This window comes from Salinicola sp. MIT1003, from assembly GCF_001858555.1.
Lineage (GTDB): Bacteria > Pseudomonadota > Gammaproteobacteria > Pseudomonadales > Halomonadaceae > Salinicola > Salinicola salarius.
In genome coordinates this window covers 1-1,437 of the sequence record NZ_MCAP01000042.1, presented here as the reverse complement: position 1 = coordinate 1,437, position 1,437 = coordinate 1, and the positions used below count along the sequence as shown (strand labels likewise).

General features: G+C 57.4%; 1 protein-coding gene. It reads right to left on the bottom strand.

Going from position 1 to position 1,437, the window contains the following annotated elements:
* Positions 1 to 31: 31 nt before the first annotated feature.
* Positions 32 to 1,386 (bottom strand): IS3 family transposase gene (locus BC443_RS18650; RefSeq protein ID WP_139284322.1). Its coding sequence is split into 2 segments (ribosomal slippage): positions 32 to 936 and positions 936 to 1,386, totalling 1,356 coding nucleotides; the frame shifts between segments, so codons are not numbered across the junction.
* Positions 1,387 to 1,437 lie beyond the last annotated feature (51 nt).

Sequence of the window (1,437 nt, the reverse complement as noted above, 5' to 3'; positions counted from 1 at the left end):
TGAACTGACCCCATAAAGTTGGACGATTCATTTAGCCGGCGTTTAAGGCCTGGGCCCTGTACTGCACAGGGCTCAGGCCTTTTAGCGTCAGTTTGATGCGTTCGTGATTGTAGTAATGGATGTAATGATCGATCCCTCTCTGCAGTTGCTCAAGCGTCTCGAACCGGTTCAGGTGGAAGTACTCGGCCTTGAGGGTGCCGAAGAAACTCTCCATCGCCGCGTTGTCTAGACAGTTGCCTTTCCGCGACATGCTCTGGACCAGGGATCTCTCCGTCAGCAAACGCCGGTAAGCGGGGTGTTGATAATGCCATCCTTGATCGGAGTGCAGCTGCGGTTTGTCCGAGGGTTCCAATCGAGCCAACGCCTTATGCAGCATGCCACTCACCAGTGATAGGGTCGGCCGCTTGCCTGTCTGGTAGGCCACGATCTCACCGTTATAGAGGTCCATGACCGGCGATAGATAGAGCTTCTGGCCGTTGACGTTGAACTCCGTGATATCAGTGACCCACTTCTGATTAGGCCATTGCGCCTGGAACTGGCGGTCGAGCAGATTGGGCGCGATTCGTCCTACGTTTCCTCGATAGGAGCGGTATCGCTTTCGACGTACCAGAGACATCAGGCCCAGTCTGTTCATCAGTCGCTGAACGGTCTTGTGATTGACTATTTCGCCCATCTGCTTCAAGACGGCCGTGATGCGACGGTAACCGTAACGCCCCTGGTGGTAGTCGTAGATTTGGCGTATCCGCGTTTTCAGCGCTGCGTATTGGTCACCTGCGCTCTGAGCCTTACGCTGATAGTAGAACGTGCTGCGCGCGAGACCGGCCGCCCGCAGCAGCAAGGCGAGGGGTTGCTCATGCCTTAATCCCTGGACGGTTTGCGCTTTTTGCCTCGCGCCGCCGCCTGCTCTTCCCGGATCAAGGCATCGAGCTTTTTTAGGTAGGCGTTCTCGGCACGCAGGTAAGCGAGCTCTTCGAGCAACTCCTTCTGGGAGCGCTCTGCATCGGGAGAGAGGGGTGAAGGAGGCTTCTTCGACATCGGACGGCGTCCTTTACGCTTGGGTTCCAGGGCAGGCAGACCCCCACTATGGTACTGACGCTCCCATCTGCCAATGGCGCTGCGTTCGCGGATATCGAACAGGGCCGCCGTCTGTCGCTGCGACAGGCCATCCCGCCACATTCGCTCAAGCACCTCCCGCTTGAAGGCCGCGCTGCGGTGTCTGTGCGCCTTGCGCAATCCCGAGATGCCTTGCTGTCGGTAGGTTGCCAGCCATTGGTATACGGTGGACTCATCCACGCCATGCTGGCGCGCTACCTCTCCCTGACTGACGTCCTCACGTAAACACTGCTGAACAACCCGCAGCTTGAAGTTCTCGTCGTATCTTGCCATCAAAAACACCCCGAAGGTTGGATGGGTGTCCAACTTTCGGGGTGCAGTTCA